Here is a 14,055-nt window from a genome sequence, read left to right as displayed (position 1 = left end):
AGCAATGACGGCAAATCGTACGACCGTGCGCCATATCTTCACGTCACCTTCCGGACGCGTCCACGACAGGCGGTGACCGTGCGGGGTCGCGGGGCGGTGGCGCGGGGCGGTGGTGCGGCGAGGCCCGCGACGCCGGTGCGTCGCGGGCCGGGGGCGCGGGCCGGGGGCCGGCTCAGTACCAGTGGTGGTTCTGCCAGAACGACCAGGCGGCGCAGGGGCTGCCGTAGCGGGTGTTCATGTAGTTCAGGCCCCACTTGATCTGGGTGGCCGGGTTGGTGCGCCAGTCGGCGCCCGCGGAGGCCATCTTGGAGCCGGGCAGGGCCTGGACCAGGCCGTAGGCGCCGGAGGAGGCGTTGACGGCCAGCGGGTTCCAGCTGCTCTCGCGGAACACGATGTTGCTGAAGCACTGCAGCTGGCCGGCCGGGACGATCTGCGCGGCGATCTGCTGCGGGGTGCCGGAGTAGGCCGCGGGGGCCAGGTTCTGGCGCTCCTGGGAGCGGGAGGCGGCGGCCTCGGCGTCGGCCTTGGCCTTGGCGTCCGCCTGCGCCTGCGCCTGGGCCTGGGCCTGCGCCTGGGCGGCGGCGTCCGCCTGGGCCTGGGCCTGGGCCTGGGCGGCCTGGGCGGCCTGCGCCTGCTGGGCGGCCTGCTGGGCAGCGGCAGCGGTGTCAGCCTGGGCCTGGTCGGTGACCGGCTTGCCGTCCACCGAGACGGCGGCCGCGGGGGCGGCGGCCTCGACGGTGTTCCCGGCCTGCGGGATGGCGAGGGCGGCGGTGGCGGCGCTCGCGACCACGAGGGTGGCGACGCCGGTGATCAGGGAGTTGCGGCGGGCATGGCTGAGCTGCATGAAGCGGGCGTTCCTTCTCCGTCGGGGGCCGTGCCGGTGGTGCCGGGCACGGGGCATCGCGCGGGCTCCGGGGGAGCGGGGCCCGCGCGGCCGTCGGGGACGGCCGGGGCGCCCCGGCGGAAGCGGCGGGGCGGGCGGGCTGCGCGGCGGATCGGATCGGATCGGCCGCACTGCCGTGGCGACAGGCCATTCTTGGCAGGGCTCGCGACGGGCCGCAAAGGCGCTCGCTACTACGCCGGGTAGTGGCCGCCGGGCGGGGGCGGTAGGGGCGGGCGATGGCTTTGTGGGTATTTGTCCGAATTGTTCATTGGAGGGTCGCGCGCCCGCGTCGACGGGGGAACGCAAGGGCGACACGAGCGGTGGCCTGCGTTCTTCAGGCGGTGAGCGGCCGGGCCCGGTCCGGGCCGGGCCCGGCGCCGATGCCCGGCCCGGGCCCGCGCGGCACTCGTCCACTACCGGGCATCGTAGATGCCGAACCGCCTGTGGGGGGCGTCACAGGTGTGCCGGGGCGAGTTCGACGCGGAGCGACCGGGCGGTCACGGCCTCAGGGGGTCGCGGGCGGATTCCCCGGGGCGGGTCGCGCGGCGGGCGCGGTAGGCGTGCGGAGGGCCGGGGTCGACTCCTCCTCGTCCTCCTCCGCTGCCTCCTGCGCGCCGGCCGGGACGAGGTCGCGGGCCAGCAGGGTGGCGCCCGCGACGGCGCCGGGCATGGCGAGCACCGTCACCAGCGGCACCAGGAACGCCAGGACCAGCGGCGTGCCGAACCCCAGCGCCAGCCCGAGCCGGGCCCGCAGCAGCCGGATCCGCTCGGGCTGCGGCACCCGGCGCCGCTGCAGGGCGACGGCCGTCAGCTCGACGGTCAGGAAGAAGCCGGACACCAGGAAACCGAGCACCGGCACCACCGTCTGCCCGACCAGCGGGACGAACCCGCAGGCGAACAGCACCACGCCGAACGCGGCCACCCGCGCCAGCACAGACACGCTTTCGCGCACCGCGATCAGCAGCTCGCGCCAGAGCGGGGTGTCCGGCGGGGCGGGTGCGCCGCCCTCGGTCTCGTCGACCTTCGCGCAGAGCGCCTCGTAGAAGGGCTGTCCGACCAGCAGGGTGACGGCGGTGAAGGTGAGCAGGGCGAACAGCAGGCCGCCGCCGAAGACGATCGCCGCGAGCGCGTCGCGCAGCAGGCCACGCCAGGGCGAGCCCCAGTGGTCGGCGAACGGCGTGGCCCAGCCCGCGAGGTCCACGGACCAGGCGCCGAGGAAGGCGAGGGCGACGGCGTAGCCGATCAGGGCGAGCAGGGCCGGGAGCATCCCGAAGCCCCACCAGCGGCCGTGCCGGCCCACCCACTTCTGGCCCTCGACCAGGTACTTCATCCCCGCCACAAGATCCCGCATGGGCGATCACCCTAGGGCCTCGGCGCCCGGAACCGTGCATTGCCGTGTTCCTGCCAGTTTCGACCGGCAAGGCCGGACCCCTGCTGCCGGACCGCTCGGCGGGCCACTCTCGGTCTCCCCCCACCTGCAAGGAGGAGACTGATGAACCGTCAATTCGGCAGGATCGTCAGCCTGTTGGCCGGACTGGTGCTCGGCGCCGGCCTGCTCGTGCTGCCCGCCACCGCCTCGCCGGCGCCGTCGCCGACCGTGGTCGGCGGCACGCGGGCGGCACAGGGCGAGTTCCCGTTCGTCGCGCGGCTCTCGATGGGCTGCGGCGGCGCGCTCTACACCCCGCAGATCGTGCTCACCGCCGCCCACTGCGTCGACGGCACCGGCGCCGACAGCAGCATCACCGCCACCTTCGGCGCGGTCGACCTGCGCAGCGGCAGCGCGATCACGGTCCGCTCCTCGTACGTCTACCAGTCGCCGGCCTTCACCGGCGCCGAGAACGGCGACGACTGGGCGCTGATCAAGCTGGCCTCGCCGGTGAACAGCAGCCTGGTCAGCACCCTGCCGATCGCCACCACCACCGCCTACGACAACGGCACCTTCACCATCATGGGCTGGGGTGCCTCGCGCGAGGGCGGCGCCCAGCAGCGGTACCTGCTCAAGGCCACCGTGCCGTTCGTCGACGACGCCGCCTGCGCCGGTGCCTACCCGGGCCTGAACACCGCTGGGTCGCTCTGCGCGGGCTACCTCGACCGGGGCGGTGTCGACACCTGCCAGGGCGACTCCGGCGGTCCGATGGTCCGCCGGGACGCGGCGGGCCGCTGGGTCCAGGTCGGCATCGTCAGCTGGGGCAACGGCTGCGCCCGTCCCGGCTACCCGGGCATCTACACCCAGGTGAGCACCTACGCGGCCGACATCGCCGCGGCGGCGGCCGGCTTCTGAGCCGGTAGGGCCGGGTGCACCGCCAGAGCGGGGTGCGTCGGCCGGACGGGGCCGGTCACCACTCCCGCAGGTGGTGACCGGCCCCGCCATTCTCCGACGGGCCGGGCGCCGACCGGCCCGTTCCGCGTGACGGCTGCCGGGCCGGCGCGGGCGCCGGGCGGGCCCCTGGGCGGCGCCGCACCCGGCCGTGTGCCCGAACCGGCCTGCGCCCGTGCCCGGACCGGCCGAGTTGCCGTGTCCGGTCCGGCCTGCACCCGTGCCCCGCCGTGCCCCGGCAGTGCCGGCCGGCCCGGGCGGTCACCCGTGCAGCCACTCCTCGGCCCGCCGTCGTTCGCGGGCGATCCGGCCGGTGGTGTGCGGCGGCAGGCGGGCGAGCAGGGTGGCGGCGGCCTCGGGGTGGACGGCGAGCGCGTGGGCGCCGGCGAGACGGGCGGTGACCAGGGCGTGGTCGCGCGGGTGGGCGGCCGGGTCGAGGAGCCGCAGGGCGGCCTCCAGCCGGGCCACGGCGGTCCGGGCGTGGGTGGTGCGGGCCCGGGCGCTGCGGGCGGTGCGCAGGGCGAGGTCGCGGTGGCAGGTGCCGTGCGCGACGGTCAGGACCAGCTCGGCGCAGGCCGCCCAGGGCGTCGGCTCGCCGGAGCTCAGCGCGGCCTCGGTCAGCCGCCGGGCGTCCGCCAGGGCCCGGCGCACCTGCGGCGGCTCGCCGGCCAGTGCGTGGGCGTGCGCCAGGACGACGGCCGCCCAGGCCCGCAGCCCCGCCGCCGGAGGGGCGGTGGCCCGGGCGGCCTCGGCCAGGGCGAGCGCGGTGGCCGGGTCGCCGCGCCACCAGTGCAGGGTGCTCTGCCGGGCGAGCAGCGCGGTCGCGGTGGCCCGGTCGCCGGCCGCGTGCGCCCATTCCAGCCCGGTGGTGTACCAGCTGAGTGCCCGGGCGCGGCGCTCGCCCTCGAAGTGGGCCCAGCCGGCGAGTTCGGCGTACTGCGCGGCGAGCGAGCGGGCGGCGGCGGGGCTCTCGTACGGGGCGGTGTGCGGCCGGCCGGCCAGGGTGCGGGCGTGGTGCTCCAGGACGGCGGCCAGGTCCTCGCCGCCGATCCGGCCGGCGGCGGCCCGGTAGCCGTCGAGCAGGTGGGCGAGCACCTCGACGGTGGCGGCGTCCGGTGGGGCGGGGTCGGTGGCGAGTGGTGGCCGGCCGGCGGCGGCGAGTTCGCCGAGGCGTTCGCGCTCCTGCCGCACGGTCTGCCACAGGTCCGCCAACTCTCCGCAGGCGAGCAGGAGTTCGTCGGCCCGGGCGGGCATTCCCGGCGGCGGCCAGCGGCGGGCGTTCTCCACCCGGCTGATCAGCGAGTTGTGGTAGCCGAGCAGGCGGCCGAGCTCGGTCTGGCTGAGGCCGCGGGCCTCGCGCCAGTGGCGCAGCCGGCGGCCGAAGCGCAGGCGCGCGGACTCGGGTTCCGCGCGGGGCAGGGGTGGCGAGGGTGGCGTGGGGGAGGGCATGAGCGGCACGGGGTCTCCCGGGAGGAGGTGGGGGAGCGCTCGTGGGGGAGCGCCATGCCGAGGTATCCCCCTTGACGTGCCTTGGTCAAACGATGGCAATCCCAGCGCCGGTGTCGGTGCCGCCGGCCCGGCGGCAGCGGCCCGGACAACGGAACCGGGCCCGGGAGCCTCCGCAACGGCTCCCGGACCCGGCGTTCCTGTGCGGTGCGGACGGGTCAGGCGCCCGCCGCCACCGCGGCCCGCCGCCGGCGGCCCACCACGGCCGAGGCCGCGAGCACGATCGCCGCGGCGACCAGCGACAGGTACATCTGCTTGCGCCCGTCGGCGTCGGTGAACATGTACGCCATGACGAACCCGATCATGCCCATCGCGGTCCAGGTCAGGTACGGGTACAGCCACATCCGGACGGTGTGCCGCTCGGGCATCTCCCGCTCGATGATCTTGCGCATCCGCAGCTGGGTGGCGCAGATCACCAGCCAGACGAAGAGCGCGATCGCGCCGGAGGAGTTGAGGAGGAAGGCGAACACCGTGTCCGGCGAGGTGTAGTTGAAGAACACCGCGACGAAGCCGAAGACCACCGAGGAGAGGATGGCCACCCGCGGCACGCCGCGCTCGGTCACCTTGGCGAAGGCCTTCGGGGCATCGCCGCGCCGGCCCAGCGAGAACGCCATCCGGGAGGCGGTGTACATCCCGGAGTTGAGGCAGGAGAGCACCGCGGTCAGCACGATCACGTCCATCACCTGGCCGGCGCCCGGGATGCCGATGTGGTTCAGCACCGCCACGTACGGGCTGGCCTTGACCTCGGCCGAGTCCCAGGGCAGCAGGGTGACCACGAGCAGGATCGAGCCCAGGTAGAAGATCCCGATGCGCCAGATCACGCTGTTGGTGGCCTTGGTGACCGCCTTCTGCGGGTCCTCCGACTCGCCGGCGGCCAGGGTGACGATCTCGCTGCCCATGAAGGCGAAGACCACGGTCAGCATGCCGGTGAACACCGCGCCCACTCCGTGCGGCAGGAAGCCGCCGTGGCCGGTCAGGTTGCTGGTGCCGACCGCGTGGGTGCCGGGCAGCAGGCCGAAGGCGGCGAGGACGCCGATCACCAGGAAGGCGGCGATCGCGACCACCTTGATGCCGGCGAACCAGAACTCGAACTCGCCGTAGGAGGCCACCGAGAAGAGGTTGGTGGAGGTCAGCACCGCCATCACGATCAGCGCCCAGCCCCACTGCGGCACGCCGGGCACCCACTGGTTGAGGATCTTCGCGCCGGCCGTCGCCTCGACCGCGAGCACCACGACCCAGAAGAACCAGTACAGCCAGCCGATGGTGAACCCGGCCCAGCGGCCCAGCGCGCGGTCCGCGTACGCCGAGAAGGAACCGCTCTGCGGGTCGGCCGCGGCCATCTCGCCGAGCATCCGCATCACCAGCACGACCAGCGCGCCGGCCAGCGTGTAGGAGAGCAGGATGCCGGGGCCGGTGGACGCGATGCCCGCACCGGAACCGACGAACAGGCCGGCGCCGATCACTCCGCCGATGGCGATCATCGACAGGTGGCGGTTCTTGAGCCCGGCCTTCAGGTGGCCGTCGCCGCCGTGGCCGTGCGGTCCCGCCTGGTGGGGGACCTGCGCGGCCGCTGCCGACGCGGTGGTGTTCGCACTCATCTAGGGGTGCCCTGTGCCTTTCCAGCGCGGCGACCCCGGGCTCGTCGCGCCACAGGGTGGGGGGACAGACCCGCGCATTGCGGTGCAACCTAACTACTACGCCCGAGTATCGGAACAAGACTTTGATAACTGTTCGCTTACCGGACACAAAAGCCCAGGTCAGGATGGGTGAGACGGGGGTCCGGAAAGCTCAGATCTGACGCATGGTCAGGCGGGTGGGGGTCGGCCGGGATCAGATTTCCCTCAAGTCGAGCACGACGATCTCCGGCGGAGGCCCCGGCGGCCCGCCGACGGCCCGGGTGGCTGCCCGGCCGGCGAGCCGGGCCGCGAGGATGCGCGGGATGTCGCTCTCCCGGGAGTACCCGGGCACCACCGTGACCTCGCCCCGGCGCACCTCGCCGGACACGGTGTAGGTCACCCGGTACGTCGTCCGCTCCGGTGGCGGAGCGTGGTCGGGCCGGCGTGCGACGGTCATCCGCATCGACCTCCTCGGCCCATTGTCGGCCCGATGCCGGCCCACCGTCGGCGCGGTGTGGCCGATCGGGGCGAATCCGGGCAGAGTGGGACTCTCGGGGCATTCGTCGGAGCAGTCCCCGAGCGTCCTCGGTGCCCGTCGGTTCCCGGCGCCGGACAGGAGCGACCCCATGCAGACCACCTGGAAGGGGACGATCAGCTTCGGGCTGGTCAGCATCCCCGTCCACCTCTACTCCGCCACGCAGGAGCACGACGTCCCGCTGCACCAGGTGCACGCCAAGGACGGCGGCCGGGTGCGGATGAAGCGGTACTGCGAGCGGGAGGAGCGGGAGGTCCCGTACGCCGAGATCGCCAAGGGTTACGAGTCCCCCGACGGGCGGACCGTCACGCTCAGCGACGACGACCTCGCCGACCTGCCGCTGCCCAGCAAGAAGATCATCGACGTGCTGGCCTTCGTCGACGAGGGCGAGATCGATCCGCTGATGTTCTCCAAGGCCTACTACGTGGGCGTGGCCGACAAGGCCGCCGCCAAGCCGTACGCGCTGCTGCGCGACGCGCTCACCGACTCCGGGCAGATCGCCGTCACCAAGATCGCGCTGCGCACCAGGGAGTCGCCCGCGGTGCTGCGGGTGCACGACAACACGCTGGTGCTGCAGACCTGCATCTGGCCCGACGAGGTCCGCCCGGCGGCCGGGATCGCGCCCGAGGAGGACGTCACCGTCCGGCCGCAGGAGCTCAAGATGGCGCGGTCGCTGATGGACACCCTCTCCGAGGACTTCGACCTGTCCCAGCTGCACGACGACTACCAGCAGGCGCTGCAGCAGGTGATCACCGCGCGGCTGGAGGGCGTCGAGATCCCGCACGAGGAGGAGGGCGGCGAGGCGCCGGACAACGTCATCGACCTGATGGAGGCGCTGCGCAGCAGCCTCAAGCAGGCCAAGGGCGGGCGCGGGTCGGCCGCCGGGTCGGGCGGGGCGGAGGCGGCGGAGGCGGCGGAGCCCGAGGAGGAGGAGCCCGCGCCGCGCAAGCGCGCCTCGGGGCGGAAGAGCGCCGCGCCCGCCGCCGGGACCGCTGCCGCCAAGACACCCGCCGCCAAGACCTCCGCACGGAAGACCGCCACCGGCACGACCGCCGCCAAGAGCGCCGCGGCCGAGCGGACCCCGGCGGCGAAGAAGGCAATCGGCCGCAAGTCCACGGCTCCGCGCAAGGCCTCCTGACCCCCCGGGGCCAGGCTCCGGCTCCCTCTCCCCGTCCCCCTTCCCTCCCGTCCAGCATTGGAGGCGATCCCGATGGACCTGCTGACCTACAAGGCCGTCGAAACCGGCCCCGACACCCCGAAGAACCAGGGCTTCGCACACCGGGCCTGGATCTGGCTGCTCACCCTCAGCCCCACCGTCGTGACGCTCATGATCACGCTGTCGGTCGGCATGGGCATGGCCGCCGCCCAGATCAGCCTGCTGGCGGTGCTGATCCCGATGGCGATCTTCTGGGGCCTGACGGTCGTCGCCATCATCGGCGTGGTCGCCCGCTGGATGACGCCCGGCCCGGGCCGGCACCGGGCGACGGCCTGACCCGGCCCGGACCGGGCGGGGGTCCGGGAGGGCTCAGCCGATCCACACCGTGGTGATGTTGCAGAACTCCCGGATCCCGTGCCCGGACAGCTCCCGCCCGAACCCGGAGCGCTTGACGCCGCCGAACGGCAGCGCCGGGTGGGAGGCCGTCATCCCGTTGAAGAACACCCCACCGGCCTGGATGTCGCGGACGAAGCGCTCCTGCTCGGCCTCGTCCGTGGTCCAGACGTTGGCGCTCAGGCCGAACGGGGTGTCGTTGGCGAGCACGACGGCCTCGTCCAGGCCGGCCACCCGGTAGACGGTGGCGACCGGGCCGAAGGTCTCTTCCTGGTGGATCCGCATCGCCGGGGTGATGCCGGTCAGCACCGTCGGCTCGTAGAACCAGCCGGTGTCCCAGCCCTCCGGGCGCCCGCCGCCGCACTCCACCCGGGCACCGTGGGTGCGGGCGTCCTCGACCAGCTCCTCCAGGTCGTTCCGGCCCTGGCGGCTGGCCAGCGGGCCGACGTCGGTGGCCTCGTCCATCGGGTCGCCGACCCGCAGCGTGCGCATCGCCCCGGTGAACCCGGCCGTGAAGCGGTCGTAGACGTCGGTGTGGACGATGAACCGCTTGGCGGCGATGCAGGACTGGCCGTTGTTCTGCACCCGGGCCCGGACGGCGGTCGCCACCGCGGCGTCCACGTCGGCGCTCGGCAGGACGACGAACGGGTCGCTGCCGCCGAGTTCCAGCACGGCCTTCTTGACCTCGTCCGCCGCGGCCGAGGCGACGGCGCGCCCGGCCGGCTCGCTGCCGGTGAGGGTGACCGCGGCGACCCTCCGGTCCCGGACCACGCCCTCGACCGCGCCCGAGCCGATCAGCAGGGTCTGGAAACAGCCCTCGGGGAAGCCGGCCCGCCGGAACAGCTCCTCGATCGCCACCGCCGTGCGCGGCACGTTGGACGCGTGCTTGAGCAGGCCGACGTTGCCCGCCATCAGGGCCGGCGCGGCGAACCGGATCACCTGCCAGAACGGGAAGTTCCACGGCATCACGGCCAGCACCGGCCCGAGCGGGCGGTAGCGGACGTAGGCGTGGGCGGCACCGGAGTCGGCGACGTCGGCCGGGGCCGGATGCTCGTCGGCGAGCAGCGCCTCGGCGTGGTCCGCGTACCAGCGCATCGCCTTCGCGCACTTGGCGGCCTCGGCCCGGGCGGCGGCGAGCGGCTTGCCCATCTCCTCGGTCATGGTGCGGGCGACCGCCTCGCGGTCCTGGTCCAGCAGGTCGGCGGCGCGGTGCATCAGCTCGGCGCGGGCGGCGAACGGGGTGCCGCGGTAGCCGTGGAAGGCGGCCTCGGCGCGGGCCAGCCGCTGCTCGATGCCGGCCTCGTCGAGCGGTTCGAAGGTCTCCAGGGTCTCGCCGGTCGCGGGGTTGACGCTGGCGATGGGCATGCGGGGCTCCCGAGGGGTCTGGGTCCGGGCCCGGCGCGGGTCCGGGTCCGGTGCGTCTGCCCTCACACCCTCCCCGACGGCCCGGCTCCGGGCACGCCACGGCGCGCCCGGCGGCGTGTCCCGCCGGGCGTCCGGCCCGGTGCCGTCACTCCGGTGCCGTCACTTCGGGGCCCGTCACTCCGGCAGCGACTCCACCCGGGCCGCCGCCCCCCGGGCCCGGGCGCCGGCCCGCGTCCGCCCGGCGGTCACCAGCCGGTTGGGGAAGCGGTGCAGGTACTCGGCCTCCAGTTGTCCGGTGCGCAGCGTGTGCCGCTTCAGCGCCTCCTCCGAGCCGTACAGGAAGGTCTCGTGGCGGGTGCGGTGCAGCTGCTCCAGCTCGTGCAGGAGCGTGTCGTTGCCCAGAGCGTGCGGGGAGATGCCCTCGGGCCGGATGTGCGTGGCGTCGGCGTGCCGCATCTCGGTACCTCCTCGGCGGAAGCCCCCTCCTACGGGGTGCCCGGCTCTCCGCGCCCGTACACCCGCGTGGGTGAGCGGGCGGGTACGAAGATCCCCTGGATCGTAGGATGAATCCTCACCGTACCTTCGGGTTCCCCCGCTACCGCTCGGACAGATCGCTGATGCCCCTTCCCAAGGCCGAACTCCACCTGCACATCGAAGGCACCCTGGAGCCCGAGCTCGCCTTCGAGCTCGCCGCCCGCAACGGGGTCGCGCTGCCGTACGCCGACACCGGGGAGCTGCGCACCGCGTACTCCTTCAGCGATCTGCAGTCCTTCCTGGACCTCTACTACGCGCTGATGGCCGTGCTGCGCACCGAGGACGACTTCGCCGACCTCGCCGACGCCTACCTGGCGCGGGCCGCCGAGCAGGGCGTCCGGCACGCGGAGATCTTCTTCGACCCGCAGGCGCACACCGCCCGCGGGGTGCCGCTGGGCGTGGTGGTGGACGGGCTGACCCGGGCGCTGGCGCGCGGCGAGGAGCGGTACGGGATCAGCACCCGGCTGATCATGTGCTTCCTGCGGGACGAGTCCGCCGACTCCGCGCTGGAGGCCTTCGAGGCCGCCCGCCCGTACTTCGACCGGATCGCGGGCATCGGCCTGGACTCGGCCGAGGTCGGCAACCCGCCGGCGAAGTTCCGCGAGGTGTACCGCCGGGCCGCCGAGGCCGGACTGCGGCGGGTCGCCCACGCGGGCGAGGAGGGCCCGGCCTCGTACATCACCGAGGCGCTGGACGTCCTCGGCGTCGAGCGGATCGACCACGGGCTGCGCTGCCTGGAGGACGGCGAACTGGTCGCCCGGCTGGTCCGCGAGCAGATCCCGCTGACGCTGTGCCCGCTCTCCAACGTCCGCCTGCGCTGCATCGACACGATCGCCGACCACCCGCTGCGCGAGATGCTGGAGGCCGGCCTGCTGGTCACCGTCAACTCCGACGACCCGGCGTACTTCGGCGGCTACGTCGAGGACAACTTCCGCGCCGTCCGCGAGGCCCTAGGCCTGGACCGGGAGACCCTGCGCCGGCTGGCCGCCAACTCCTTCCGGGCCGCCTTCCTCGACGACCGCCGCCGGGCCGAACTCCTGGCCGAGGTCGAGGCGTTCGACTTCGGCCCGGCCGAGGGCTGACGGCCGGTTCGGGCGAACTCCCCACCCGGACGGGCCGGCCTGGCTAGCCTGTCCGGGTGACCACCCCGCCGGAGCCGCCCGCCCAACTCGGGCTGCTCGACCTCTCGGTCGACCTCTCCGTCCCGCAGGTGTACTCGGGCACGGACTTCACGGTCTACCTGCACATCAAGAACCCCTTCTCGGTGCCGGTGTGGATCGACAAGGTGGACATGAGCCTGCCGACCCAGCTGTTCTGGCGGAAGCCCGAGCAGCCGGAGCCGGAGCCGGCGGACCCGGTGCTCCCGGAGGCCGAGGCCGAGCGGCTGACGGCGGCGGTCAAGGAGCGGCGGGCCCGGATCCGGCGGCTGACCGCCGAGTCGGGCGCACTCCCGCCGGGGCGGGCCGAGGAGGCGCGGGGGATCGAGGACGAGATCGTCCTGCTGGACCAGGCCAACGCGCGTGACCAGGCGCGCCTCGACGGCGCCGACGACCAACTCCACCTCCACGCCTACGGCGGGTCGCGGGTGGCCCTGCACGGACGGGCGCAGCGGACCCACATCCACGCCTACGAGGACGCGAAGGTGACGGTCTTCGCCGACCGTCCGACCGAGCAGGAGCGCGTGCCGCTGATCGGCTCGCTCCCCGGGGGGACGGCGCTGGAACCCGGGTCGACCGATGTCTGGACCATCCGCCTCGGCACTCCCCGGACCCCGCTCTTCGTCCCCGCGAGCTACCGCCTGCAGCTCAACGTGGTGTACGGGCTGGCCCCGCAGACCGAAGGCCCGCGGCCCGGCGCCGGGGGCGCGGGGCCGGAGCGCCGCAGGGTCTTCGCCAACACCACCGCCCTGACCGTCCCGCTCAAGGCCGCACTGTGGAACGTGATGACCGGCGGGGCGGCGGGCGGCGTGCTGGGCAGCGTCGGCCGTTCGCTGCAGGAGGCGCAGAGCCTGAGCGTGCTGGTCCACCGGCACCTGGGGACCACGATCGGCTCGCTCGTGCTGGCGGTCATCCTCAGCGGGGCGGCGATCGTCTTCGCCGCGCGGAAGTCCGAAGCGCCGTCCTTCGTCACCGTCGAGGACTTCTGGGGCGGCGTGCTGGTGGGCTTCCTGATCGGCTACTCGGGAACCGCCGCCTTCACCGACCTCACGGGGCTGCCGAAGTAGCCCCGCGCGTCCGCGGACGGGGGGATCAGAGCAGGGTGCTCCAGTAGTACCAGAACCGGTTGAGGACCAGCAGCGCGATCACCGCGTACCACAGGGCCGGGACGACCCAGTGGTAGCGGGCCGCCTCCCGGACCACCACCCGCAGGCGCGGTCCCACCGGGATCACGCCGCTGCGCAGGTTGTGCAGCGTCGTGTACCAGAACAGCGGGATCATCGCGGCCCACACCACCATGCAGTACGGGCAGAGCGCGCCGATCCGGTAGAGCGCCTGGTCCATCAGCCAGGTCACGAAGCCGATCCCGAAGACCGTCCCGGCCTGCAGACCGAGCCAGAACCAGCGCCGGTACGTCGCACCGGCGAGCAGCCCGGCACCGACCGCGACGACCACCCCGAAGGCCACCAGCCCGATCAGCGAGTTGGGGAAGCCGAAGGCCTCGGCCTGCTCGCTGCGCATGATCGAGCCGCAGCTGATGATCGGATTGATGTTGCAGTTGGGGACGTACGACGGGTCCTTCAGCAGCCGGATCTTGTCCAGGGTGAGGACCGCCGAGGCGAACAGGCCGATCGCGCCGCCGATCACCAGCAGCCAGGCGAACGGGCGGCTCGCGCCGTAGGCCGTCCGGGTGACGGGCGTGGCGGAGGTGGCGGCGGCCGTCACCCGGTCACCTGCTTGACCATGGCGGTGAACTGCTCGGGGGACACGGCCTTGCCGTTGCTGAGGACGTCCAGCTTCTGGCCGTCCAGCTCGACGGTCGGCGTGCCGGTGACACCGCTCTTGTCGAACTCCGCGTTGACCTTGGCCGCCCACGGCGCGTAGGTGCCGTCCTGGACGGCCTTGACGAAGGCGTCGGTCTTCAGCCCGGGGACCTGGCCGGCCAGGTCCAGCAGGTGGTTGACGTCGCCGAAGGCGTCGCTGCGCTCGTCCGGCTGGTTGGCGTAGAGCACGTCGTGGAACTGCTTGAACTTGTCCACGCCCTCGTTCAGCGCGGCGCCGGCGGCGGCCAGCGCGGTGCGCGAGCCCTTGCCGCCGAGGTTCTTGTCCAGGAACGTCGCCAGGTGGTACTCGACCTTGTACGTGCCGGCGTCGGCGAGCTGCTGGATGGTCTTGCCGGTGGTGGTCTCCAGCTGCTCGCAGAACGGGCAGCGGAAGTCCTCGTAGACCGACAGGGTGTGCGGGGCGTCGGCCTTGCCGTAGGTGATCACCGTGCCGCCGTCGCCGGTCGCGTTCGCGGGGACGACCAGCGGGCCGTTCGCGGCGGCGTCCGAACCGGAGCCGGAGGAGCCGCCGACCGCGAAGGCCACGCCTGCGGCGAGGGCGAGCACGGCGGCGGAGGCGGCGCCGATCACCACCCGGCGGCGGATCCGGTCGGAGCGCTCGGCCTGGGCCCGGGCGGCGCGCATGCGGTCGGTGGCGGAGGTCTTGTCGGTCTTGCGGCTGTTGCTCATGGGGCGTCGTCCTGTGCTCTCGGGCGTGCGGGGTGCGGGCGCGGCCGCTCGGGGCCTGCGCGGGGAGAGACGGCCGGGTG

Annotated in this window: 14 protein-coding genes; 5 read left to right on the top strand and 9 right to left on the bottom strand. The window is 73.8% G+C overall.

Features of this window, described 5'->3' with window-relative positions:
• Positions 1 to 172: 172 nt before the first annotated feature.
• Together AB0Q99_RS02160 and AB0Q99_RS02155 are read right to left on the bottom strand one after the other, a co-directional pair.
• Positions 173 to 844 carry a lytic transglycosylase domain-containing protein gene (locus AB0Q99_RS02160; RefSeq protein ID WP_363567526.1) on the bottom strand — a complete coding sequence of 224 codons (672 nt, stop codon included), beginning with the start codon at positions 842 to 844 and terminating at the stop codon, positions 173 to 175.
• Between the two features lie 544 nt (positions 845 to 1,388).
• On the bottom strand, positions 1,389 to 2,234 hold the full coding sequence (locus AB0Q99_RS02155; protein WP_363567524.1) for an EI24 domain-containing protein: 846 nt from the start codon (positions 2,232 to 2,234) through the stop codon (positions 1,389 to 1,391).
• Between the two features lie 141 nt (positions 2,235 to 2,375).
• Between AB0Q99_RS02155 and AB0Q99_RS02150 the strand changes: the two genes are divergently transcribed.
• On the top strand, positions 2,376 to 3,164 hold the full coding sequence (locus AB0Q99_RS02150) for a serine protease (protein ID WP_363567522.1): 789 nt from the start codon (positions 2,376 to 2,378) through the stop codon (positions 3,162 to 3,164).
• A gap of 297 nt (positions 3,165 to 3,461) precedes the next feature.
• On the opposite strand, the gene AB0Q99_RS02145 is transcribed toward AB0Q99_RS02150, so the two are convergent.
• The 3 genes from AB0Q99_RS02145 to AB0Q99_RS02135 form a co-directional block, all read right to left on the bottom strand.
• Positions 3,462 to 4,649, bottom strand: a complete 1,188-nt coding sequence (locus AB0Q99_RS02145) for a helix-turn-helix transcriptional regulator (RefSeq protein ID WP_363568193.1) — start codon at positions 4,647 to 4,649, stop codon at positions 3,462 to 3,464.
• Between the two features lie 215 nt (positions 4,650 to 4,864).
• Positions 4,865 to 6,304, bottom strand: coding sequence for an amino acid permease (locus tag AB0Q99_RS02140; protein WP_363567520.1), 1,440 nt, complete (start codon positions 6,302 to 6,304; stop codon positions 4,865 to 4,867).
• A 232-nt stretch (positions 6,305 to 6,536) separates the two neighbouring features.
• Complete coding sequence (locus AB0Q99_RS02135) at positions 6,537 to 6,779, bottom strand: hypothetical protein (protein WP_363567518.1); 243 nt, start codon at positions 6,777 to 6,779, stop codon at positions 6,537 to 6,539.
• Between the two features lie 169 nt (positions 6,780 to 6,948).
• On the opposite strand from AB0Q99_RS02135, the gene AB0Q99_RS02130 reads away from it, so the two are divergent.
• A complete protein-coding gene (locus tag AB0Q99_RS02130) occupies positions 6,949 to 7,995 on the top strand; it encodes a Ku protein (protein ID WP_363567516.1) in 1,047 nt (348 codons plus the stop codon).
• 72 nt (positions 7,996 to 8,067) lie between these two features.
• Entirely contained in the window at positions 8,068 to 8,349 is a 282-nt protein-coding gene (locus AB0Q99_RS02125) for a hypothetical protein (protein WP_363567514.1), read from the top strand.
• A gap of 33 nt (positions 8,350 to 8,382) precedes the next feature.
• Here AB0Q99_RS02125 and AB0Q99_RS02120 read toward each other — a convergent pair whose 3' ends face one another.
• Both AB0Q99_RS02120 and AB0Q99_RS02115 read right to left on the bottom strand, forming a co-directional pair.
• Positions 8,383 to 9,771 carry an NADP-dependent succinic semialdehyde dehydrogenase gene (locus AB0Q99_RS02120; RefSeq protein ID WP_363567512.1) on the bottom strand — a complete coding sequence of 463 codons (1,389 nt, stop codon included), beginning with the start codon at positions 9,769 to 9,771 and terminating at the stop codon, positions 8,383 to 8,385.
• 174 nt (positions 9,772 to 9,945) lie between these two features.
• Positions 9,946 to 10,227: a DUF6158 family protein gene (locus AB0Q99_RS02115; protein ID WP_363567510.1), complete on the bottom strand. Its 282-nt coding sequence runs from the start codon at positions 10,225 to 10,227 to the stop codon at positions 9,946 to 9,948.
• A gap of 161 nt (positions 10,228 to 10,388) precedes the next feature.
• Between AB0Q99_RS02115 and AB0Q99_RS02110 the strand changes: the two genes are divergently transcribed.
• Together AB0Q99_RS02110 and AB0Q99_RS02105 are read left to right on the top strand one after the other, a co-directional pair.
• Complete coding sequence (locus AB0Q99_RS02110) at positions 10,389 to 11,387, top strand: adenosine deaminase (protein ID WP_363567508.1); 999 nt, start codon at positions 10,389 to 10,391, stop codon at positions 11,385 to 11,387.
• Positions 11,388 to 11,443: 56 nt separating this feature from the next.
• Positions 11,444 to 12,529, top strand: coding sequence for a hypothetical protein (locus tag AB0Q99_RS02105; RefSeq protein WP_363567507.1), 1,086 nt, complete (start codon positions 11,444 to 11,446; stop codon positions 12,527 to 12,529).
• A 25-nt stretch (positions 12,530 to 12,554) separates the two neighbouring features.
• Here AB0Q99_RS02105 and AB0Q99_RS02100 read toward each other — a convergent pair whose 3' ends face one another.
• Positions 12,555 to 13,187 carry a vitamin K epoxide reductase family protein gene (locus AB0Q99_RS02100; RefSeq protein WP_363567505.1) on the bottom strand — a complete coding sequence of 211 codons (633 nt, stop codon included), beginning with the start codon at positions 13,185 to 13,187 and terminating at the stop codon, positions 12,555 to 12,557.
• On the bottom strand, positions 13,184 to 13,975 hold the full coding sequence (locus tag AB0Q99_RS02095) for a thioredoxin domain-containing protein (RefSeq protein WP_363567503.1): 792 nt from the start codon (positions 13,973 to 13,975) through the stop codon (positions 13,184 to 13,186). The genes AB0Q99_RS02100 and AB0Q99_RS02095 overlap by 4 nt, the downstream gene beginning before the upstream one ends.
• Between the last annotated feature and the right edge of the window lie 80 nt (positions 13,976 to 14,055).

This window comes from Kitasatospora sp. NPDC086791 (assembly GCF_040685975.1).
Classification (GTDB): Bacteria; Actinomycetota; Actinomycetes; order Streptomycetales; family Streptomycetaceae; genus Kitasatospora.
The sequence above is the reverse complement of the archived record's forward strand: the minus strand, read 5'-3'. Positions and strand labels throughout refer to the sequence as shown.

Coding starts and splice junctions, on each gene's coding strand:
- AB0Q99_RS02160 (WP_363567526.1), bottom strand. CDS start 844: ATGCAGCTCAGCCATGCCCGCCGCAACTCCCTGATCACCGGCGTCGCC.
- AB0Q99_RS02155 (WP_363567524.1), bottom strand. CDS start 2,234: ATGCGGGATCTTGTGGCGGGGATGAAGTACCTGGTCGAGGGCCAGAAG.
- AB0Q99_RS02150 (WP_363567522.1), top strand. CDS start 2,376: ATGAACCGTCAATTCGGCAGGATCGTCAGCCTGTTGGCCGGACTGGTG.
- AB0Q99_RS02145 (WP_363568193.1), bottom strand. CDS start 4,649: ATGCCCTCCCCCACGCCACCCTCGCCACCCCTGCCCCGCGCGGAACCC.
- AB0Q99_RS02140 (WP_363567520.1), bottom strand. CDS start 6,304: ATGAGTGCGAACACCACCGCGTCGGCAGCGGCCGCGCAGGTCCCCCAC.
- AB0Q99_RS02135 (WP_363567518.1), bottom strand. CDS start 6,779: ATGACCGTCGCACGCCGGCCCGACCACGCTCCGCCACCGGAGCGGACG.
- AB0Q99_RS02130 (WP_363567516.1), top strand. CDS start 6,949: ATGCAGACCACCTGGAAGGGGACGATCAGCTTCGGGCTGGTCAGCATC.
- AB0Q99_RS02125 (WP_363567514.1), top strand. CDS start 8,068: ATGGACCTGCTGACCTACAAGGCCGTCGAAACCGGCCCCGACACCCCG.
- AB0Q99_RS02120 (WP_363567512.1), bottom strand. CDS start 9,771: ATGCCCATCGCCAGCGTCAACCCCGCGACCGGCGAGACCCTGGAGACC.
- AB0Q99_RS02115 (WP_363567510.1), bottom strand. CDS start 10,227: ATGCGGCACGCCGACGCCACGCACATCCGGCCCGAGGGCATCTCCCCG.
- AB0Q99_RS02110 (WP_363567508.1), top strand. CDS start 10,389: ATGCCCCTTCCCAAGGCCGAACTCCACCTGCACATCGAAGGCACCCTG.
- AB0Q99_RS02095 (WP_363567503.1), bottom strand. CDS start 13,975: ATGAGCAACAGCCGCAAGACCGACAAGACCTCCGCCACCGACCGCATG.